Genomic DNA, 19,968 nt, shown 5'->3' on the forward strand with positions numbered 1-19,968 from the left:
CCAACCCGCGCGGCTTTATCCTCATTGACAAACATCAACGCAACCCGAAATACCCTAACATTTTCGCCGCTGGCGTCTGCGCCGCCATCCCGCCAGTCGAGCAGACCCCGGTCGCGACAGGAACGCCGAAGACGGGCTACATGATCGAATCTATGGTGACCGCCACAGCGCGCAATATCGCGGATCTCATCGCCAACCGGGAGCCAACGCATGAAGCGACCTGGAATGCCGTCTGTCTCGCCGACTTCGGCGACAGCGGCGTCGCATTCGTGGCCCTGCCGCAGATCCCGCCACGAAACGTTAACTGGTCGAGCCAAGGCTACTGGGTGCATCTGGCGAAGGTCGGCTTCGAAAAGTACTTCCTGCGCAAGATCCGCACCGGCTCGAGCGAGCCGGGATACGAGCGCTTCGTCATGAAAACGCTGGGAATCGAGCGTTTGAAGCCGGTGGCGTGCCGCCGCGCCTCCTGATGGCGCATTAGGCGCTAATGAGAAGAATGCCGGCTGGCGGCCCAAGAAGGTCGCGCTACGCGTGATATGCGAATAAGATCCAAGACCATCGCAACGCCGATTGCGCAATATAGAAGCAGGCTTTGCTTCTCATTTTAGGAGATCCTGATGAATGCGAACGTTGGAACAATTGATCGCACGCTCCGTGTTCTTGTCGGCGCGGTCTTGATCGGTCTTGCCGCCACCGGCACGGTTGGCCTCTGGGGCTACGTCGGCGTCATACCGGTCCTGACCGGCCTGTTCAGCTTCTGCCCGGCCTATGCGCTGCTTGGGCTCAACACCTGCGGCCTGAAGAAATAGGACAGCGCGGCCTGCAACGCTTGCCGGACCGCCGGCTGAACGGAGCGAAGAATATCATGAAATACTACATCAGCCGCAATATCACGGGCACATTTGAGGACGCAATCGGCCGAGTGACCGAGGGACTGAAAGCCGAGGGCTTCGGCATTCTCAGCGATATTGACGTCAGCCAGACGATGAAGGCAAAAATAGGCGTCGACTTCAGACCTTACCGGATTCTTGGCGCGTGCAACCCATCGCTCGCCCATCGAGCGCTCTCGATGGAAGACAAGATCGGGGTCATGCTGCCGTGCAACGTCATCGTACAGCAACACGAAAACGGCGCCGTCGAAGTCGCGGCGATTGATCCTGCGGTATCGATGGAAAGCATAGGCAACCCCGCCCTGACCGAACTTGCAACGCTCGTGCGCGAAAAGCTCGAGCGCGTTGTTTCGGGGCTTTGAGACGTCGCTTGCGCGTTCGCGTCTTCGCTGCGCGTCGCACTGCCCGGCCCGCGCATTGGGCCAAGGCGCGGGCCAGCCGAATTCACTATGATGAGGCGCAACTGCAAAGGCGCATCGACGCCCTGAAGGTCAGTTCTCGACGAAACCCTCCACTGTCTCGTCGGCTTCACAAGAACTTCAATTGCTTTTTGCCCAGAACAGATCGTTTTGGCGGCAGCCGACTTTAACGCCTCGGGATCTGTGGCATGATGCAACAAGCTGGACGCCTGATCGTCGCCATGCTCCTGGCCGGATTCACGAACCTGCCGCTCTCTCTCGCCGGGCCGGCCTTCGCGCAAGCAAAGCCTGGCTTGCAGGACATGCTGTTCGATGACCCCGATGCGCCGGTCGCGGGCAATCCGCGCGGCGACATCACGATTGTGGCTTTTCTGGATTACAACTGCCCGTTTTGCCGGCGATCCACGGCCGACCTCGACAGATATGTCGCCAGCGATCCCAACATCCGCGTCGTCTACAAGGATTGGCCAATCCTTGCGCCTTCATCGGTTGTCGCCGCGCGGATCGCGCTTGCGGCGAAATGGCAGGAGAAATATGTCGAAGTTCATAACGCGCTCATGCGCATGAAGGGTCGCCCCGCGACCCAGAACGAAATCAATCAGGCCGTTCATGCGGCGGGCGCGGATATCGACCGGCTGAACAAGGACCTCGAGACGCATGCTGATGAGATCGCGGCTCTGCTGAAGCGCAATCTCGCAGAGGCCGACGCCCTGCAATTGGAGGGCACGCCCGTGTTTTTGATCGGACCTTTCAAAGAGCCACAGGCGCTTGACTTCGAAGGGTTCAAACAGGTCGTCTCTGACGCCCGCGATTATTTGAAATCAAAGCCCGCGGCAGGCGCCGGAAAATAGCCTGGCTTATCCAAGGCGCCGCCCCGCGGCGGGCCGGAGGATGTCGCCAATCATGCAATTTCATTGTCAAATTCATAACTCTCGCCCGCGAAGGAAACGGCGTCATGAATAACACGAGCAATCGCCGGGAGGCGCTCATACTAATGGGCGCCGCTTCCGGGCTCGGACTGGCGGCGATGGGCTCAGCTCCGGTCGAGGCTGAAGCCGCTGCCGGAAATACGCCGGCCGCGCCCGAAGGAACGATGCTGCGCGAATTTGGCGAGCGGCTCGCAAGGGCGCCGCGACGGCGTGATTTCAAGACCGTTCCGATGATCCTCACCGAAGAAGACCAATGGGATCATGACGCCTTGAAGGAGGTCATCAGCTACGGTGGAGCGCACCGGCAGGTTTGGGACAACACCGACCTGGGAGGACCGTGGCTCAACGTGATGCGCAATTCGCTCAACGCCCAGGTCTGGTCGTTCAAGCACGCAGATTTCCTTGTCGTCTCGGCGACGCACGGCAGCGCTCACCTCGCCCTGTTCGATCAGGAGATGTGGGACAAGTACAAGCTCGCCGATCTGACGAGCGGCAAGTTCAAGACCAACACACTTGTCAAGGACAGATCCGCGGCTTTGGCTGACGGCAACGCCTATGAGAATGCGAACGGTGTCTTCTCGGCGGCTAACAATTCTATACCGGCGCTGCAACGGCGCGGCGTCGTTTTCCTCGCCTGCCACAACTCCATCTGGGAGATCGCGGGAAGACTCGTCGAGGCGACGATCAATCCCGACGCGCTGTCTCAGGAAGTCCTCGCCGCGGAGCTCACGAACCACCTCATCTCCGGCGTGGTGGTGACGCCAGGGGCGGCGGCCACGCTTCCAGAGTTGCAAGCGGCTGGATTTCATTACGCCAAATAGGCAGGCCGTCAGGCAAATCATGTCCGCGGCCGGGTTCATAGATCCAGCCCCGGCACAGCCTGGCGCCTGCTCATTTGCCGATTTCCTTGGTGCTGGCTTCTTCCTCCGATGATACAACCGCGGCTAATGGTCGTGTTATCGAGCATCTGCCGCTCTTAACGAATGCGATTGGCCATGAATTTCTACGAACGCTGGGTTCTCCCGCCGCTTCTCGATCTGACGATGCGCCAGCGCCAGCTCGAGAAGTATCGCCGGGAGTTGGTCTCGCAAGCGCGCGGCCGCGTGCTTGAAATTGGCGTCGGCTCCGGACTGAATCTGCCGCTCTATGGTGGCGGGGCCGAATCGATCATAGGCCTTGATCGCTCGGAACCGCTGCTGGCGATGGCGCACCGCCGAACGGCCGAAGCTGGCGCGCCGGCGGATCTTGTTCTGGCGTCGGCGACAAGCATCCCGCTGCCGAACGCCAGCGTTGACACGCTTGTGATGACCTGGACGCTTTGCTCGATTCCGGATCCACTTGCCGCGCTGCGCGAGATGCATCGGGTGTTGAAACCGGGCGGCGCCTTGCTCTTTGTCGAGCATGGCCTGTCGCCTGAACCGGCGGTTGGACGCTGGCAGCGACGATTGACGCCGGTCTGGGGACACGTCTCCGGGGGCTGTCACCTCGACCGGAAAGTCGATGATCTCATTCGCGCGGCCGGCTTCGACATTTCGGAACTGCGAACAGAATACGCCGCCGGTCCGCGCCTGATGACATACATGTATGTGGGCCGGGCATCGCCCGTGGCGTCGGTTCCGTACCCTGGCTCACGAGGGGACGGCGCGAAGGCTGTGTGAGGGTCATCGAAATGCCGGGAGCGGAGTTAATCCGTCCCGCCGGGCGTCCGGGCTATCCGCACTTGCACATCGCGCGGGCGCGCCATGTAGGGCGATGACGTGACGAGGACGTCGGCTCCCGCCGCGGCATAGGCGGCGGCGTTCCCGACGTTAACCCCCCCGGCCGCCGCGATCACGGGCCGACGTTGCGCCGTCGCAGGTCTTGCAACGAGCGCCGCGATCTCCGCCGGCGCGAACTTTTCAGCCTGGATTACGTCAAAGCCCGCGTCCGCCGCGGCGATCGCAGCTGCGATCGTCGGCGCCTCGATCACCAGCTTCTTCTCCGGCGCCGCGCGTCGCAGCCGCGCGAGCGACGCGGCGAGCGGTTCCTCGAGGAAAGCGAGATGCTCCGGAAACACGAGCACTGTCTCCGAGAGACTGAGGCGATGCATCGCCGCGCCGCCGGCCCTGACCGCCGCGGCGGCGAAGCGCTTCGCGCCGGGCGTGTTCTTGCGCGTGCAGGCGATCGCTATATGCGGCGACGCCGTTTTTGCCGCATCAACCATCTCGCGCGCGGCCGTCGCGACCCCGGACCAGATCTCGATCAAAGTCTGGGCTACCTTCCAGCTTCGCAAAATCCCGGCGGCCGGACCGCGCGCCACGAGGATAGGCGCGCCAGCTTGCAGCGCGTCGCCCGAAGACGCGAAAAGCTCAGCCCTGCACCCGGTGAGTTCGATGATCGCCGCCGCGTCCTCGGCAAGCGCGAGCGTCATTGCGTCGCGAGCCGCAAACCTCATCTCGCCCAAAGCCGCCCCGATGCCCAACGCGTCGGTCGTAAGATCCCCGTGGGGCGCATCGTCGGCAAGCAGGCTTTCGAGTTCAGTTCGGGTCGCTGCGGTCAGCATCAGGGCGTTCCTGCTCTTGTGGTCAGAGGACGAGAAGGGAGAGACCGCGAGGGCTCCCGCGGTCCCTTCAGGCCATAGCGTTTGGCGCAAAATAGCGTTCGGTTGGGCCTCGAATGAGCGCCAAAAGCGCCGTTCTCAAGCTCCGCTTTGATGGAGGCGGCATCGCTCGCTTGTCAACCATTGGCCGATCTCCGCACCGTCTCTTTGAAAGGCGCCAGCAACTCACGAGCGAAATTTCCAGCCTTGCCAACGCTTGTTTCTTGAATACAATTGCCGAATTCGATGGGGATGGGGTTCCCCGAAATCGCCGAAGAGGCTGATGACTCCTGCCGCGCCGTAACAGCGGAGAGGAGTTCTTTGTGCATTTTTCCAGCATCACAGTCGGGGCGACCTGCTTTCGTGGCTGTTTGCGCCCGGAAGGGCGCCTATTCCAGTCGTGGGCGCCGCGGACGCGTTTTTGGAGCCTGAATGGTTCCGCAAGCGCCGGCATGAATCGTGATCGCCGTTTGGACGCTCGCAGCGCCATGGCTGGCTCTTGCATTGATCGCGAGCCTGTTCTCGATTCCGGTTCCTAATTCTCAACGGCACGCCGAGCAGAGGGCGCTCAACTGACTTCAGCAAGCGCAAGCCGCTGGCGACGCCAGGCGGCGCTGCGACCGGGAAAAGGGAAGGCAAGGCGGGAAGCCGCATCGGGTTCGATTCTGCTTTTGGAGACATCTATCACATGATCTTTTCGTATTTATGGGTCGCCCTTGGGAGCGCGCTCGGAGGAATGGCCCGCTTCTGGTTCGCCTCCTTCGTCGCAAGCCTCACGGGGCCGACGTTCCCCTGGGGCACTTTGCTGATCAACATTGGCGGGTCATTTTTCATTGGATTGTTCGCCAATCTCACCGGCGCGGATGGACGCTTTTCTGTATCGCCGGAGATCCGGACTTTCGTCATGGTCGGCATTTGCGGAGGGTTCACGACCTTTTCGTCCTTCAGTCTCCAGACCTTGGAGCTGGCTCAATCGGGTGAACTCATCCGCGCCAGCGCCTATGTCATTTTTTCTGTTTTTCTCTGTCTGCTCTTTGTCTGGCTCGGCTATCTTCTCGCGACGGGCGTCAATCTGCGGTCAACCCATTTTTGAGGTCGGATAGGGCCGGAAGGAGAAAAATGACGCATGGCATTCTCGCAATTCTGACGCATGAGCGCTCAGCCGCGGCCACTCTGGCGATGGCCGACATGGCGGCGAACATCGAGCAGGCGGACCGGATCGACGTGCTTCACGTCAGGGTCGACCCGCTGGCGACCATTATTGTTGGGGAAGAAATCCTCTCCGATGCGCGTCGCGAGGAAATTGAAAACGTCAACAAGCACGAAGCATCCGCGGTTAAAGCGATCTTCGATGCATGGTTGGCTGATCGCAAAGACTCCGATTACGCGGCTGCGACATGGCTCAACGTCCTTGGAGATCTGCGCGGCGAGGTCGCCGATCTCGGCAGGAACGCAAACCTGATCGTTCTCGGGAAGCCAGATCCAGCGCGGCGCCCTCATCATACCGCCGATGGCCGGGAGGCGCTGCACGCGGCGATCTTCGATACGGGTCGCCCTTTCCTGCTGACGCCGGAGAACGGCCTGGCGCCAAACAACCCGCGCATCGCCATCGCCTGGAAAGAGGGGCAGCCGGCAGCGCGGGCGGTGCTGGCGGCTTTGCCCTGGCTGGCGCGCGCAAAAGCAATCTCGATCGTCGTGGTCGCAGAGGATGACGGCTCCGGCGAGGCGCAGGGCGCCAAGGCGCTTCTGCTGGAGCATGGCCTCGACGCCGTCGTCCTAAGTGTGAAGCAGGATCATCAAAACATCGGCGATTGTATTTTATCCGCGGCAACCGAGCTCGGAGCCGATCTTCTCGTGATGGGCGCTTATCGTCGAAATAGATTGCTGGAGTGGGTTTTGGGCGGCGCCACTTCGCGAATATTGGAGGCGACCGCCATTCCGGTTTTGATGTGTCACTGACTGGAAACAGCAATGTCGGCCAACGGATCATTCTCTGGCCCAACGAATAAATGCACGATCGATTTCCGCCGTCCCGCGCGTTCGGCGCCGATGCCGACTGCCACCAAGGAGGTCCGCTATGAGTAGGATTTCTTCGATCACCGCCCATGAGATTCTCGACTCGCGGGGGAATCCGACCCTGCGCGTGCATGTGGGGCTCGATAACGACATCAGAGTGTCCGCTTCTGTGCCATCGGGGGCGTCAACCGGCGCGAATGAAGCGGTCGAATTACGCGACGCCGACAAATCCCGCTATGGCGGCAAAGGCGTCCTTAAGGCCGTGGCCAACGTCAACACACTGATCGCCCCGGAGCTTGTTGGCCGTGACCCGGTCCGGCAGGCTGACATCGACGCCCTTCTCCTTGCGCTCGACGGCACGCCCAACAAGGCGAGGCTCGGCGCCAACGCCATCTTAGGCGTTTCGATGGCCGTGGCGCGGGCCGCGGCCGAAACCTCGCGGCTGCCCCTTTATGCCTATCTCGGCGGTCCCGGCGCGACACGGCTGCCTGTGCCGATGATGAACATTCTCAACGGCGGCAAGCACGCCGATAACAGCGTGGATTTTCAGGAATTCATGGTGATGCCGGTTGGCGCCCCGAGCTTTGCCGAGGCGTTGCGCTATGGCGCTGAAACCTTCCACATGCTGGCCAAGATTCTGACCAAGAAGGGCTACGCCACGTCGGTCGGCGACGAGGGCGGCTTCGCGCCCAACCTCAAGAGCAACGAAGAAGCCTGCGAACTCATCGTCGAGGCTATCGAAGCCGCGGGCTTTGCGCCCGGCAAGGATATCGCCATCGCCCTCGACCCGGCGGCCAGCTCTTTTTATGCCGATGGCGCCTACCATCTCGCCAAATCAGGTCAGGGCCTGAAATCGAGCGACGACATGATCGCGCTGTACCAACGCTGGATCGACGCCTATCCCATCGTCTCTATCGAGGATGGGTTCGATGAGAATGATTGGGGAGGCTTCGCCAAACAAACGGCAACGCAAGGCGGCCGCATCCAGATCGTCGGCGACGACATCTTTGTGACCAATCCCGTCTTCATTCAAAGAGGCATTACTGAGAAGACAGCGAACGCGGTGCTGATCAAGCTGAACCAGATCGGCACGGTCAGCGAGACGATCCAGGCCATCGGCCTATGCCGCGAAGCCGGATGGCGCTACGTCATCTCGCACCGGTCCGGCGAGACCGAAGACGCCTTCATGGCGGATTTCGCCGTCGCCATGGGGGGCGGCCAAATCAAGACCGGCTCCGCTTGCCGCAGCGAGCGCATCGCCAAGTACAACCGGCTGCTGGAGATCGAAGGGGAGCTGGGAGCAGGCGCCGTCTTTAAGTCCCCCTTCGAGCTGCCGGATCGCCGTCAGCTCAGCTGACAGTCTCGCCCGGCGGGTGATCGTCCGGGTGGGCGCCCGCGTCAGCTTCGTAGTCCGGGAGCCTCCTGGCCTGTCCGCGCAACATACTCCGTGTAGCCGCCCCCATATTGGTGAATGCCCTCCGGCGTCAGTTCGAGCACCCGATTGGACAGCGCCGCCAGGAAGTGCCGGTCGTGTGAGACGAACAGCATGGTGCCTTCGTACTCCGACAGCGCCGTGATCAGCATCTCCTTTGTAACGATGTCCAGATGGTTGGTGGGCTCGTCCAGCACCAGGAAGTTCGGCGGATCGTAGAGCATTTTGGCCATGACCAGCCGGGCCTTTTCGCCGCCCGACAGAACCCGGCACTTCTTCTCCACGTCGTCGCCGGAAAATCCGAAGCAGCCGGCCAGCGCCCGCAGCGAGCCTTGCCCCGCCTGCGGGAACGAGTCCTCCAGCGACTGGAACACCGTGCGCTCGCCGTCGAGCAGATCCATGGCGTGCTGGGCGAAATAGCCCATCTTGACGCTTCCACCCAAGGCCACCGTGCCATTGTCCGGCTGTGCGGAGCCGGCCACCAGTTTCAGCAGCGTGGACTTGCCGGCGCCGTTGACGCCCATCACGCACCAGCGCTCCTTGCGGCTCACCACGAAGTCAAGACCCTCATAGATGCTCCGATTGCCGTAACGCTTGTGCACGTTTTTCAAGCTCACCACGTCATCGCCGGAGCGCGGCGCCGGCGGGAACTCGAAGGCGACCGACTGGCGGCGCTTGGGCGGCTCCACCCGTTCGATCTTGTCCAGCTTCTTCACCCGGCTTTGCACCTGCGCGGCGTGGGAAGCACGCGCCTTGAAGCGCTCGATGAACTTGATCTCCTTGGCGAGCATCGCCTGCTGGCGCTCGAACTGGGCCTGCTGCTGCTTCTCGTTCAGCGCGCGTTGCTGTTCATAGAATTCGTAGTCGCCCGAATAGGTCGTCAGCGCGCCGCCATCGATCTCCACCACCTTGGTGACGATGCGATTCATGAATTCGCGATCATGCGAGGTCATCAGCAGCGCGCCGTCATAACCCTTGAGAAAGTCCTCCAGCCAGATCAGGCTTTCGAGGTCCAGATGGTTGCTCGGCTCGTCCAGGAGCATCGCGTCCGGACGCATCAGAATGATGCGGGCCAGCGCCACGCGCATCTTCCACCCGCCGGAGAGCGCGCCCACGTCGCCGTCCATCATCTCCTCGCTGAAGCTGAGGCCCGCCAGGACTTCTCGCGCGCGCCCCTCGAGCGCGTAGCCTCCAAGGTCCTCGAAGCGCGCCTGCACCTCGCCGTAACGCTCAATGATGGCCTCCATGTCATCCGCGCGGTCCGGATCCGCCATGTCGGCTTCCAGTTCCTTCAACTCGGTCGCGACAGCGCTCACGGGGCCGGCGCCGTCCATCACCTCCAGGACGGCGCTGCGGCCGAACATCTCGCCGACGTCCTGGCTGAAATAGCCGATGGTGATCCCTCGATCGGCGACCACCTGACCCTCGTCAGGCTGCTCCTGCCCCGTGATCATCCGGAAGAGCGTCGTTTTGCCGGCGCCATTAGGGCCGACCAGCCCGACCTTCTCGCCTCGCTGGAGCGCCGCCGACGCCTCGACGAAGACGATCTGCCTGCCGTTCTGTTTACCGATGTTATCGAGACGTATCATGTGTGTCTGCCATCCAGAGAAGATCCCGCGCCATTACCCCATGGGGCGCGGACGCGAAAGAGTGGACTGGCCGCGGCCATCATAAGCGGCCGAGCGCTGGTTGATATTGGTGATGGCCGAGAAACGCGCCGGCGAGGCCAGCCTATTCGGACCGGCGCCCGACCCGGCTCACCCAGCCGCGCCAGCCGCCGCGACGTTGACCGGCGTCAATGCCAGGATCAGGACCGGGCGCGGCCATTCGGGGCTCATCTTCAGCCCCCCTTCAGAAAACGCCGGGGGTTGGCGAGAATCACGTCCCGCATGGCCTCGTGATATTTGACGTATCCTGTACACCGGCAAAGGTGGCCGTCGAGCGCTTCGGCAATGGTTGTTTCGAGATCGGCGCGGGCCACCGGCGTTCTCGCCAATCGCTCCAGCAGAACCTGACCCTCGTTGAGAAAACCCGGGGTGCAATAGCCGCACTGGAACGCGAAATGCTCGATGAAGGCTTTCTGCAGCACGGTCAGCTGGCCGTTCTCGGCGTGTCCCTCGATGGTGCGGATCTTCTTGCCGTCGAAGCTTGCCGCCGATGCGACACAGGTCGGGTTGGTCTCACTGGTCCCGTCCGGCAGATCGACGATGACGACGCAGCTCAGACACTGTGCGGCGCCACATCCGAACTTGGTGCCCGTCATCCCCAGGAATTCGCGCAGGAAATCGTTCATCGTCAGATCGTCGCGCACGTCCATGGGGCCGTGAGCGCGACCGTTGATCGTCAGGGCAAGTTTCGTCATGCGAGCGCTCGCTTCAGCATATCCTGAGTGACCGGCAGCGATTGGAAGCGATGCCCCGTCGCGTCGAAGATGGCGTTCAGCAGCGCCGGAACGACAGGAATCATCACCACCTCGGCCATGCCTTTCGGCGGTTCGTTTGATGCGAGCGGGGGCAGAATCTCGATCTCCAGGTCATGCAGCGGCAAATCGGATCCGCGCGCCACGAGATATTGGCCGAGATTCCATTGCCCGTTGCCGGGCCCGTCCTCGAACGGGGGCAGAGTCTCGAGCAGCGCGTAACCCACGCCCATCGCGAACCCGCCGTGAGATTGCCCAAGCACCACCTCGGGAACGAGCGCCTTGCCGCATTCCAGGACGCTGTAGGCCTTCGCGATGCGGAGCGCGCCGGTCGCCCGCTCGATCTCGATTCGAACCAGCGTGCCGCAAAGCGACGAAAAGGCTGTGCCGATCCGATTGTAGTCGGTGGGCGGAAAGGCCACCTGCTTGCGATCAAGGCGCGTGAACTTGCCGCCTCCGTAACGCACCGCCAGCGCGTCGATGTCGGCCGACCAATCCTCGCCGGCAATGTCGAATGTTCCCTGCGACCAGGCCCAGCGCGAAAAGGCGTGCGCCATGGCGCCTGTCACGCCCTTCTGGGCATGCGCCCTTGCGGCAATCGCCGACAAGGGCAGCGGGGAAAGGCCGGCCATGATCAAAGTCTCCCCCTGCCAGTAGGCCTCATCCGACTGCTTGGCTCTCGGATCGGTCCATTCGATGCCCCAAAGCGAGAGCGCAGCGGGCCACAGTCCGAAGCGGAATATGATCCGCGCCGCCTCCGCTACCGCCTGAGTTCCGACGTGGGCGCCGATCGAGGCGCTGGTAGCCGAACTGATCGCCGGCACCCAGCGCGGGTTCTTCGCCGCTTCGTCCTGGGCCGCCTGGGTGATCGTGTAGGCGTCGCCGGACGTCGTGAGTTCGAGCTCGTCAAACGCATCGACCTGCGCCACCGTCACCTCGTCGGCGATGCCGCCGATATGGAGCGCGGCTCGATGGGCGAGGGCGGTTCCGATGCCGTTACCCATCTCCACGGCGTCGCCGTGGATCGAAATGCGGCCTTCTGGATCCATCTGGATCGATCCGAGCGAACAATCCGCGCCCGTTCCGTAGTCCTTGGCGGAGCAAGCAACACCGGCGCCGACGAGGAACCCTGGTTTTGCACGCGCCTTCTCTTCAGCGCGCTTTTGCCAGATCGGATGATTGTCGAGCTTGTCGAGGATTTCCTGGGTGCGCACCGAGACCGAATAGGGATTGCCGGTCATTGTCCGGCCGCCGGGTCGCAATGCGTTGCGCCGGCGGAACTCGATCGGATCGATCGGCAGCGCGGTCGCCACCTCGTCGACCAGCACCTCAAGCGCGGTCATCGTCTGCAGCGTTCCATAGCCGCGCATGGATCCGGCGGTGACGCCACGCGAATGAACGGCGACCGTTGTCACGTCGACCTTGGGAATATCGTAGATGCCGATCGCGCCCGTAGCGCCGACCACGGCAACGCTGATCGAGTAGTTCATCAGGCCGCCGCCGTCGAGGACGTGGTCGGCCGCGAACGCCGTGATCATACCGCTCGCCCGATCGACGCCGATCTGCGACCGCATCTTGAATGCGTGGCGCTTGATGCCGCCCTGGAACTGTTGAAGGCGATCATGCGCCAGGCGAACCGCATGGCCCGGATAGAACATCGCGGCCAGCGCCACGTAGAGCGGAAACGGCGTGTGGTCGCGGCCGCCAAAGCCCCCGCCAACATAGGCGAATTGGGCATCGATGTTCTTCGGCTTGAAATCGGCCTTCGCTTCACCGAGGAGGAACGCGACCGCCTCAGTCGCTTCCAGGGGCGATTGCACGCCCAGCACGATTTCGAGGTTCTCGGCATGCGGGTCATACCACGCAAGCCCGCATTCGGGCTCGAGAAACATCGGATCCACCGACTGCGTCTCGAATTCACGGTCGAGCGTCAGGACGGCCGGGTTCTTGGCGGCAAGCTCCGCGCGTATCGCCTCGCCATGGGTCGCGCCCTTGACGTACTCGCCGCCCTTGGCGACCGGAAGCGGCTTCCAGATCGGCCGTCCGGAACTCTCAAGGATGCCGGGGCTTATCCAGCCTTCCTGAAGCGGCGAATAGATATCGGGAGCGTCAGGCGTCGCGCCGGCCACGCGAGTGAAACGGAACGCGCCGTAGTTCGGGACGGCGACCGGGCCGGTTTCAGCGCCGAATTTTAGGAAATCGCCGTCGCGCAAAACGAGCCGCGCTCTGTCGAAGGCGTCGAACGTCTCGAAAATCAGCAAAGCCACCGGCTGGCCGAGATAGGACGGAGTCTTGCCGGCCGGGCAGAAGAGATCGCCGGCGTAGAATTCCGGTACGCGCACCCCAATGCGCGCGAGATCCTCGGCCGTCACCACCACCGAAGGCTGAGCGGCCTTGCCCAGCCGCGTCAGGTCGAAGCCCGCATAAACATGGGTTGCGTCCGCTGCGCGCACCAGCAGAGCATAGGACGTATTGGCCGGCCAACCGGGAAGATCGGAGGCTCGGAAGTCGGACGCATAGAGCTTGGCGCCCGTCACCTTGGCGACGCCGTCGACGCGACCGACCGCCGGCTTCAGGACGCCTCTTCCGGGCAGCGTTTCGCGCGCCAGAAAAGTGGACGTCTCAGCCAGGGCAACGCGCGAAACGCCGAGCGTGATGCCGCTTACGGCGGCCAACTTCATGAATTCTCGTCGCGAAGCCTCTATGACCTTACCCTTTTCTTAAAATCCGGGGCGGCGTGGCGCCGCGCAGGTTGCGTAGAGTTCCTCAAAACCGGTTCCTCCTAGTCGCCCCCGACGACGACCGATCGCGCGCCTTCCAGGGATACGATCTCCCCCAGGAGCACCGGCTGCAGAACCGTAGCCTTTGGGTCCGCCCTGACGAAATCGAACTTGAGGACGCGCGCGCCTTGCGGGGATGTTCCGCTTACCAGCAGGTTCGCGCCCATGGTCGTGCTCGTCGTGGCGACCTGTGCGCCAGAGGCTCCGGCAAACGGCTCGAAGCTCGCGATCTCGCGGAACTTGGCGCCATGATCGTGGTGCGCGGGATTTTCCACATACATAGCGGGACCTCCATCCAGCGCCGAACCGCTCGAATACACCTTGACGGCGCCCTTGTCCGCGAGCTGGCTGACGATGATGCGCTTGGCGCCGCCGAGCGATCCGGCGAGCCAGCCCGTTCCGATGGAAACGCCGCCACGGTAGTCTGCGCCGAACGGCGCGAACGAGGTCGTGTTTACCGGCTTGTCGATCGCGGCCTCCAGCGCGTCGCCGTGCGCAACCGGCCTCGTCAGCGGAAAGACGAACACCTTGACCATTCCGACGCTTCCCGGACCGGAAGCAGTGACAAGGCTGTTCCGGCCGGTCGAAAAATCGATGAAACCGGCTGCGAGGCTGACGCCGGACGTGTCGTCGCCATTGGGCTTGAACGACGAAAAGAGCGGCGGCGCAACGCCCGGCGATGCCGGCAGACTTGTGCCGTACACCCGCACTTCGCTTGGCGAACCGGGGCCCGAACCGACCACTATGTTGTCGGAAGTCGCCCCGTCGATCTGGGTGGCGGTCACGGAGACGCCGCCGCGCATTTCGGAGGGGAAGGCCTGAAACCGCGCCAGTTCGGTCTCGAAAGGCCTCGCGGCCTTGTTCTTGCCGGAATAGACGACCACCTCCGGCGCATGATCCTTGCCTGCGCCGACGATGAGGTCGAGGACGCCGTCGCCATCGACGTCGCCCAGGGCGATGCTGACATTGCCTTCGTAGCCGGGGAAGGGAACCACCGTGGCGATGTGGCGGTCGTCCTTGCCGTCGAACAGGCGAACCTCCGTCGGCTTGCCGTCGCCGCCCGGCGCCGCCACCGCGTAGCTGGACACCGCCGGGATGACGTTGATGAGCGCCATCAATCCGTTGTCCTCGTGGTTGAGGCGATGGCAATGCATAACGAACAGGCCGATATAATCGTCGAACCGTGTGCGGATCGACAGGATCCCCGGCTGGATCACGCTCTCGTCGATCTGCATGGTCGGGGCCGGTGCGTTGCTGTTGTCGGCGCCAAAATGGTCCGGGCCCGTGTGCACGCCTGTCGTTGGATCGAAATAGTCAACCACCTGGAAGTCGTTGACGTGGACGTGGATGGGGTGTTCATCATTATTACGGTTGATGAATTTCCATTCCTCGACGGAGCCTAGGCGCGGCTGGATCAGCGGCATGTTGGGGAAGGCGGCGCTATCGAAGGCGTAGACGAACGCCTTCGGGTCGGCTGCGGTCGCCTTGTCGTTCAGGAACCCGCCGGAAATCAGAATTTGCCGCTTTACGTCGGGCTTGGCGTCGGCAAGCTCGACGAAGGACGTGTAGGCGCCCAGCTTTTGCCCCTCGACGAAGGCCGTCGTCACCCCCTTCCCCTGTGAGGGGACCGCCCGCGCCAGCACCTGGGTGGGAAAGGCGAAGAAACCGTCGACATAGCTCACGGCGGAAGGCAGGACGCTGAGGCTGCCGAGCACCGCGGGAGGATTTTCCGTTCCATTACTGGTGTAGAGCACGCCGGGCGCGGTAATCGTCTTGGCGCCTCCGCCACGGGGCGGCATCTCGAGGACCAGATCGCCTTCGGCCGGCATCGTCACGGCGATCGCGTACCGGCTGGCGGGCGAGATGACCAGACGAGTCCCGTTTTCCGTGACCGGGTAATGCACGGCGGGATAGGGATTGCCGTCCTGCCCCACGATTGCGATCGGCGGGTGCCGACCCGTCGCGGTTTCTGTCAGTTGGACGCTCATATAGGCAAAGTCGCTTACATTCGCGAGCACCCAGATCTCGGTCTGGCCCGGCTTGCTCCTGATGGTCGGTTCAAACTGGCCGTTGACCGTGAACTGTACGTCCCGCTTGCTGTCCGGCAGCGACGGATCGGCCGGAACGTCCTTGTCGGTCTGGCCGTTAGCCGCCGTGAAGGTTTGAAGATTGCTGGGAATCGTCTGAAAAAGCCCCCGGTCGTTGCTGATCGACAGCGGGCCCGCATACCAGACGGTGAAGTAGGTGGCGCCAACCTTGGATTGGGTGAAGTTGACGGGGGCAAGCAGCGGTCGATAGACGCCCTTCGCCAGTTCATCGCCTTTGGGCGGCGCCATCGTGCTGACATATTGCGGCCAGTCGGGGTTGTCGAGTTGCGCCAGGCCTCCAGCGCGATCGAAAACGAAATTGTACTGAAGCAGCATGTTACGGATCGGGATCTGCTTTTCCGTTACCACCGGAAGGTTGCCGTCCGTGCGCCCGATCGACAGAAGCCCTGCCAGACCGGTATAGGTCTGCGGCCCCGTCAAGGTGTGAAGGTGGCTGTGATACCAGTACGCCCCCTGCGGCATGTTCTTTGGAATGTTGTAGGTATAAGTGTTCGACATTCCCGCCGCGATGTGCAGCATGACGTTGTCGGAATTGCCTTTCGGGCTGACGTGAATGCCATGAATATGCAGATTCACCGGCGACGACTTCATTTGTATCGGGTAAAGCGGAACGACGCCGTTCACCGCTGTATATTGCGGACTGAAGTAGTCCGCGATGGTCAGGTCGGTCAGTGCGTTGTCCAGATGTACGATCAGGGTCTCGCCCGGAAAAACCTGCAAGGTCGGCGCTGGATAGAGGCCGCCGCCGGACATTTTTCCATCCGACGGCGCACCGCGGATGACTTCATAGTCGAAGAGCAGGAAGTTCTCGACGGGCTTGCTCACCGTATCCAGCGAGGCCGCCCCCTGACGCGCGGTCAGCCTAACCTCAAGGACGCCGTCCTTGCTCGCCAACGTTACCGGCTCGCGAAACTCGGAAGAAACGCCCTGCCCCGGACCATTGCCAGCAGCATTCGCTCGAACCGCCAAACCAGTCGCGAACAGCACCGACAATGCGGCGACTGAGCCGACGAGCGCGGCCCAAAACTGGCGACAAAATTCGCGATAGCGGGGACGATGACCCATAACTTCTCCGTGGAACTTACGCAGCGCGGCGACTTACAGCACGCTTTTCCTAAGTTTCGCGGAAAAAGCATTCCGCGAAGCTTAGAATCGTTCTCCAATAAGCGCCAGCCTATATTTGCCTTTGCGATACTGGCGCGACCAAAGGCAGGCGCCGTTGGATGGCTGGGGAGGTTGGCGCTATTTGGCCGCCGTCATCGACCCGTTCGCCCGCGGCGGCGTCGGCTGGGCTGTCGGCGCCCGCCAGCGCCAATCTTCTGGAAAGGCTTCGCGAAGCAGACGGCGGCCCGGGGGCAACGATCGGCGCCGTCAGCGACACGATCCAGGCCGTCGGCCTATGCCGCGAAGCCGGAGTGCGCTACGTCATCTCGCACCGGTCCGGCGAGACCGAAGACGCCTTCATGGCGGATTTCGCCGTCGCCCTGGGGGCCGCCAAATCAAGAGCGGCTCCGCTTGCCGCAGCGAGCGCATCGCCAAATACAACCGGCTGTTGCAGATCGAAGGGGAAATGGGAGCAGGAGGCGTGTTCAGATCGCCGCGCCGGTTGATCACTGGGCGCGCCCGAGAAAGCGCTCTTTAATCCGCTGCGTAAGCCCGCGCTGGCGCCCCTACTGTTCGCACTGTCGAACGACCAACAGGGCTAAATGGGCTTTCGCGCGCACACGACCACAGGTCGAGTGCGATCAGCATATGAATGCGTTAGAGCGCTTTCCGATCGAAAGAGTCATTCGATCGGAAATCGCTCCAGATACAAAAACGGAGCATATCCTTGTCGATCAGATCGAAGCGACCTGATCGACAAGAATATGCCCTCGGCCGACGGCTGCATCTCCCGGAACAGTGCTCCGGGAGACGCTGGCCTCTGCAGGTAGCTTATTAGCTGCAGACGTTGAATGTATGATAGCCAAGGAGGCGACCATGCCCGTCACTCACAGGCCGGCTCATCAACATGCACCGTCCGTGGCGATTCGGGTTGGGAATTCCCTCGTTTTCCTGCACCAGAGAGGTCGCCCAGTCGGAGTCGCTATTATCGGCGCTAACCGTCATTGCGTAGGTTGATTCTGGCGCGGCATAAGCCCGCGTCGCATTGATAACCGTCGCGGACGGCGCAAGCGCCAGTGCGGCGGCGGCAAGACTTAGCATCTTCATTTTTGTATCTCCTCGTAGAGCTCGAAGTTTCCAAATTCGATGAGAGATACATAGTCCGCACCGAGCCTTGCGATAATAGCTTATAATATATTTTAATATATTGCTGGCGATAACAATGCGGGCGCATGTGTCCGCAGATTGACTCTGTTAAGCACATCAGGACGGCGCACGCAAAACACGCTTTTTCAACTGTCTCATAGTGTGTATGTTCTTAGTCATATAACACAATGGTGTTCGCGACACATTGCCGCGCGAACCGTCGGCGGCAATATCGACGGTCGCAACTATGGCGTCTGTATTAGCGCGGCCGATATGCCCTGACCCTGATTGCGCGTCATCGTGAGCGTGACAAATCGGGAACGATGTCTCGCATTCTTCAACCGCCTACAGGACAGGCAGCGCCCACTCTTGCCTGTAGCCCCGAAGCGCCGGCTGGACCGGCTACGCGAAGATCTGTGCTCTGCTCTGATCGCGTGGGGAGGCAGACGACGCTCTTGCCGCCAGTTGTGGCGCACAGAGGATAGATCGCACCGGGAAGGCTGTGGCGCCCTTCGCGTGGAGGCGACGATCGAGGGCGCCCTATGGCGACTCAAGACGCCCCGCCGTCCCCGGATTTCGCCGCCCGCGGCGGCTCCTCGGAGACGGAATTTGCGACAGCTACAGGATATGCCGATGAGGCTGATCGGCCTGTCCGATCAGAACGCGCTCAACACTTCGATTTCGAGCAGTTCCGGTCGCGCCAACTTTTGTTCCCTCAGCAGATGATAGCCCATCGGTTGCTGAGCCGATCCTGCTGGCACGGGCGCGAGCGCGCGAGCGCCCCTTTCAAGCAACATCTGCGTAGACGGTCCGGGCGGCGTGACGCCCGGGCCTGAAAATCCGTTCAGAGGGCGCCGAGCGCCAGGGCGAAGCCGCTGATGCAGACCGCCGCCCCCGCGCCGCGCAACCATACCGGCCCCTTCGTGTCGCCGAGGCGCCCGGTGGCGAAGCCAAGCCCGACGCCGGCAAGATGCAAAAGAGCGGTTGCGAGCACGAAGCCCAGGCCATAAGCGAGCCCCGCGGCGTTCTCAGGCATTTCCGCGCCATGCGCATGGCCGTGGAAGATGGCGAAAAGCCCGACGAGGCCGACGGCCGCCGCGAGCGGCGCCTTGACGCCGAGCGCCACCATTGCGCCAAGCACGATGACGGAAAGCGCGATGCCAAACTCCACGAAGGGCAGACCAACTCCGGCCATTCCGATCGCTCCGCCGAGCGCCATGACGATGACAAAGCTGGCCGGGACCAGCCATAGCGCGCGGCCGCCGAGCTGCCAGGCAAAGACGCCAACCGTCGCCATCGCGAGCACGTGATCGATGCCTGTCACGGGATGCAGGAAGCCCTGCACGAAGCCGTGAGTATCGCCGACGCCCGTGTGGGCGAAAGCCAGAGAGGGCGCGAGCGCGAGCGCGGCGGCAACCCATGTGGTGCGGAACAGGGAACGTATCATCAAGAGACTCTCCTTATGGCTCAACTATTCATTCAGCAGATCCGGGGCGGTTGATCGCCGACGAGCATGTCGACGATGCGTTCCCCTCCGAAACAGGTTTCCATGGCGCGCCTGCGCGGCTTCGCATGGCTTCGATCGCATGTGACGCGGGAGAAGTTCTGGGTGCGCCCGGCATCTTCAATGGCCTCCCTCAGGCTCTCGCAAACCGCCATTTCATGCATCTTATGCGCCACTTCCGAATGTGAGGGTCGCCAGCGCGACGGGCGGTCCTCAAGAGCGTTTGCCGCCGCGGCGGCCCGGCTGCCGCGACCTCCGCCTCGCGCCGGCGGCGAATTTCCGTTCGCTTTAGGAAGGCCATTGCCGAAACCAGTTGTCGGGACAGACCGGGGGCGCCACATTTGCGGAGGTCCGCTCGCCTTCGAGGCTGGATCGGGCGCTTGGCTCTCCGCGTCGAAACCAGAATGACCGCGGGGACGCCATTTGAACATTAAGGAGAATAGAGTGGCAGAGATCGAACAGGTGGAATTAGATAGGCATCGCGCTCAACTCACCTCTGACGTGAAAGATCTGGTCGAGAAATATCGCGCGATATTCGACTGGGATGTGCCGGACGTAGATCAAAATGCCGCTGATAAACTGATCCTCGGCGCAATGCGGAAGGCGTTGGATGATGTCGAAAAGAATTTGCTAGGCTAAACGT

At 62.3% G+C, this 19,968-nt stretch carries 16 protein-coding genes, 2 pseudogenes and 1 riboswitch; of the genes and pseudogenes, 11 read left to right on the top strand and 7 right to left on the bottom strand.

The genetic code is table 11. From position 1 onward, the window contains the following. The 6 genes and pseudogenes from MPC4_RS11930 to MPC4_RS11955 all read left to right on the top strand — a co-directional run. A pseudogene (locus MPC4_RS11930) lies at nt 1-470 on the top strand (NAD(P)/FAD-dependent oxidoreductase); the annotation flags it as partial. A gap of 147 nt (nt 471-617) precedes the next feature. Then, nucleotides 618-809, top strand: a complete 192-nt coding sequence (locus tag MPC4_RS11935) for a YgaP family membrane protein (protein WP_174512707.1) — start codon at nt 618-620, stop codon at nt 807-809. A gap of 56 nt (nt 810-865) precedes the next feature. After that, nucleotides 866-1,252 carry a DUF302 domain-containing protein gene (locus MPC4_RS11940; RefSeq protein ID WP_134493153.1) on the top strand — a complete coding sequence of 129 codons (387 nt, stop codon included), beginning with the start codon at nt 866-868 and terminating at the stop codon, nt 1,250-1,252. Between the two features lie 245 nt (nt 1,253-1,497). Further along, nucleotides 1,498-2,160 (top strand): DsbA family protein, encoded by a 663-nt coding sequence (locus MPC4_RS11945; protein ID WP_244628980.1) that lies wholly within the window; start codon nt 1,498-1,500, stop codon nt 2,158-2,160. Between the two features lie 104 nt (nt 2,161-2,264). Then, entirely contained in the window at nt 2,265-3,059 is a 795-nt protein-coding gene (gene tetH, locus MPC4_RS11950) for a thiosulfate dehydrogenase (protein WP_174512708.1), read from the top strand. A 174-nt stretch (nt 3,060-3,233) separates the two neighbouring features. After that, entirely contained in the window at nt 3,234-3,896 is a 663-nt protein-coding gene (locus MPC4_RS11955) for a class I SAM-dependent methyltransferase (protein ID WP_174512709.1), read from the top strand. A 26-nt stretch (nt 3,897-3,922) separates the two neighbouring features. On the opposite strand, the gene modD is transcribed toward MPC4_RS11955, so the two are convergent. Continuing rightward, a complete protein-coding gene (gene modD / locus MPC4_RS11960; protein ID WP_174512710.1) occupies nt 3,923-4,780 on the bottom strand; it encodes a ModD protein in 858 nt (285 codons plus the stop codon). Between the two features lie 275 nt (nt 4,781-5,055). Continuing rightward, a riboswitch (Fluoride riboswitch) is annotated at nt 5,056-5,116 on the top strand. Between the two features lie 388 nt (nt 5,117-5,504). On the opposite strand from modD, the gene crcB reads away from it, so the two are divergent. The 3 genes from crcB (at nt 5,505) to eno (ending at nt 8,189) form a co-directional block, all read left to right on the top strand. Further along, nucleotides 5,505-5,909 carry a fluoride efflux transporter CrcB gene (gene crcB, locus MPC4_RS11965; RefSeq protein WP_134493145.1) on the top strand — a complete coding sequence of 135 codons (405 nt, stop codon included), beginning with the start codon at nt 5,505-5,507 and terminating at the stop codon, nt 5,907-5,909. 26 nt (nt 5,910-5,935) lie between these two features. Then, complete coding sequence (locus tag MPC4_RS11970; protein ID WP_174512711.1) at nt 5,936-6,775, top strand: universal stress protein; 840 nt, start codon at nt 5,936-5,938, stop codon at nt 6,773-6,775. Nucleotides 6,776-6,893: 118 nt separating this feature from the next. Beyond that, nucleotides 6,894-8,189, top strand: coding sequence for a phosphopyruvate hydratase (eno, locus tag MPC4_RS11975; protein WP_174512712.1), 1,296 nt, complete (start codon nt 6,894-6,896; stop codon nt 8,187-8,189). Nucleotides 8,190-8,230: 41 nt separating this feature from the next. On the opposite strand, the gene MPC4_RS11980 is transcribed toward eno, so the two are convergent. The 4 genes from MPC4_RS11980 to MPC4_RS11995 all read right to left on the bottom strand — a co-directional run bounded on the left by MPC4_RS11980 (nt 8,231) and on the right by MPC4_RS11995 (nt 16,636). Beyond that, on the bottom strand, nt 8,231-9,853 hold the full coding sequence (locus MPC4_RS11980) for an ABC-F family ATP-binding cassette domain-containing protein (protein ID WP_174512713.1): 1,623 nt from the start codon (nt 9,851-9,853) through the stop codon (nt 8,231-8,233). Between the two features lie 251 nt (nt 9,854-10,104). Next, a complete protein-coding gene (locus MPC4_RS11985; RefSeq protein ID WP_174512714.1) occupies nt 10,105-10,626 on the bottom strand; it encodes a (2Fe-2S)-binding protein in 522 nt (173 codons plus the stop codon). Beyond that, a complete protein-coding gene (locus MPC4_RS11990) occupies nt 10,623-13,364 on the bottom strand; it encodes a xanthine dehydrogenase family protein molybdopterin-binding subunit (RefSeq protein ID WP_244628981.1) in 2,742 nt (913 codons plus the stop codon). Before MPC4_RS11990 ends, MPC4_RS11985 begins: the two co-directional genes overlap by 4 nt. 101 nt (nt 13,365-13,465) lie before the next feature. Then, nucleotides 13,466-16,636 (bottom strand): multicopper oxidase domain-containing protein, encoded by a 3,171-nt coding sequence (locus MPC4_RS11995; protein ID WP_174512715.1) that lies wholly within the window; start codon nt 16,634-16,636, stop codon nt 13,466-13,468. Nucleotides 16,637-16,794: 158 nt separating this feature from the next. Here MPC4_RS11995 and MPC4_RS12000 point away from each other — a divergent pair. Then, a pseudogene (locus tag MPC4_RS12000) lies at nt 16,795-17,213 on the top strand (hypothetical protein). A 296-nt stretch (nt 17,214-17,509) separates the two neighbouring features. On the opposite strand, the gene MPC4_RS12005 reads toward MPC4_RS12000, so the two are convergent. Both MPC4_RS12005 and MPC4_RS12010 read right to left on the bottom strand, forming a co-directional pair. Further along, nucleotides 17,510-17,782 carry a hypothetical protein gene (locus tag MPC4_RS12005; RefSeq protein WP_174512716.1) on the bottom strand — a complete coding sequence of 91 codons (273 nt, stop codon included), beginning with the start codon at nt 17,780-17,782 and terminating at the stop codon, nt 17,510-17,512. An 883-nt stretch (nt 17,783-18,665) separates the two neighbouring features. Continuing rightward, nucleotides 18,666-19,265, bottom strand: a complete 600-nt coding sequence (locus MPC4_RS12010; protein ID WP_174512743.1) for a HupE/UreJ family protein — start codon at nt 19,263-19,265, stop codon at nt 18,666-18,668. A gap of 504 nt (nt 19,266-19,769) precedes the next feature. Between MPC4_RS12010 and MPC4_RS12015 the strand changes: the two genes are divergently transcribed. Further along, the gene (locus MPC4_RS12015) at nt 19,770-19,964 is read left to right on the top strand and encodes a hypothetical protein (RefSeq protein ID WP_174512717.1); all 195 of its coding nucleotides are present in this window, start codon (nt 19,770-19,772) and stop codon (nt 19,962-19,964) included. Nucleotides 19,965-19,968 lie beyond the last annotated feature (4 nt).

Source organism: Methylocella tundrae (assembly GCF_901905185.1).
Classification (GTDB): domain Bacteria; phylum Pseudomonadota; class Alphaproteobacteria; order Rhizobiales; family Beijerinckiaceae; genus Methylocapsa; species Methylocapsa tundrae.

Bases quoted from the DNA above. Each gene is read 5' to 3' on its own strand.
- MPC4_RS11935 (WP_174512707.1), top strand. From the start codon at position 618: ATGAATGCGAACGTTGGAACAATTGATCGCACGCTCCGTGTTCTTGTC.
- MPC4_RS11940 (WP_134493153.1), top strand. From the start codon at position 866: ATGAAATACTACATCAGCCGCAATATCACGGGCACATTTGAGGACGCA.
- MPC4_RS11945 (WP_244628980.1), top strand. From the start codon at position 1,498: ATGATGCAACAAGCTGGACGCCTGATCGTCGCCATGCTCCTGGCCGGA.
- tetH (WP_174512708.1), top strand. From the start codon at position 2,265: ATGAATAACACGAGCAATCGCCGGGAGGCGCTCATACTAATGGGCGCC.
- MPC4_RS11955 (WP_174512709.1), top strand. From the start codon at position 3,234: ATGAATTTCTACGAACGCTGGGTTCTCCCGCCGCTTCTCGATCTGACG.
- modD (WP_174512710.1), bottom strand. From the start codon at position 4,780: ATGCTGACCGCAGCGACCCGAACTGAACTCGAAAGCCTGCTTGCCGAC.
- crcB (WP_134493145.1), top strand. From the start codon at position 5,505: ATGATCTTTTCGTATTTATGGGTCGCCCTTGGGAGCGCGCTCGGAGGA.
- MPC4_RS11970 (WP_174512711.1), top strand. From the start codon at position 5,936: ATGACGCATGGCATTCTCGCAATTCTGACGCATGAGCGCTCAGCCGCG.
- eno (WP_174512712.1), top strand. From the start codon at position 6,894: ATGAGTAGGATTTCTTCGATCACCGCCCATGAGATTCTCGACTCGCGG.
- MPC4_RS11980 (WP_174512713.1), bottom strand. From the start codon at position 9,853: ATGATACGTCTCGATAACATCGGTAAACAGAACGGCAGGCAGATCGTC.
- MPC4_RS11985 (WP_174512714.1), bottom strand. From the start codon at position 10,626: ATGACGAAACTTGCCCTGACGATCAACGGTCGCGCTCACGGCCCCATG.
- MPC4_RS11990 (WP_244628981.1), bottom strand. From the start codon at position 13,364: ATGAAGTTGGCCGCCGTAAGCGGCATCACGCTCGGCGTTTCGCGCGTT.
- MPC4_RS11995 (WP_174512715.1), bottom strand. From the start codon at position 16,636: ATGGGTCATCGTCCCCGCTATCGCGAATTTTGTCGCCAGTTTTGGGCC.
- MPC4_RS12005 (WP_174512716.1), bottom strand. From the start codon at position 17,782: ATGAAGATGCTAAGTCTTGCCGCCGCCGCACTGGCGCTTGCGCCGTCC.